The organism is Burkholderia anthinoferrum (assembly GCF_002925705.1).
Lineage (GTDB): Bacteria > Pseudomonadota > Gammaproteobacteria > Burkholderiales > Burkholderiaceae > Burkholderia > Burkholderia semiarida.
Genome location: NZ_LFZP01000094.1, coordinates 1 through 228, shown reverse-complemented (window position 1 = coordinate 228; position 228 = coordinate 1). Strand labels below are relative to the sequence as shown.

The following is a 228-nucleotide window of genomic DNA, read 5'->3' as shown; positions in this document are numbered from 1 at the left end:
TGGCGGAGCGGACGGGACTCGAACCCGCGACCCCCGGCGTGACAGGCCGGTATTCTAACCGACTGAACTACCGCTCCAGTCTTGCTGCTTGCCTGGCAGGCGTCGGTTACCTCCTGCCGGCGCGTCGTTTGTTCGAACGACGCCGAAATCTGGCGTCCCCTAGGGGATTCGAACCCCTGTACTCACCGTGAAAGGGTGATGTCCTAGGCCTCTAGACGAAGGGGACAA

At 62.3% G+C, this 228-nt stretch carries 2 tRNA genes; both read right to left on the bottom strand.

Annotated features, from left to right (window positions below):
• Positions 1 to 77, bottom strand: a tRNA-Asp gene (locus tag C5F75_RS36060).
• 73 nt (positions 78 to 150) lie between these two features.
• A tRNA-Glu gene (locus C5F75_RS36055) sits at positions 151 to 226 on the bottom strand.
• Positions 227 to 228 lie beyond the last annotated feature (2 nt).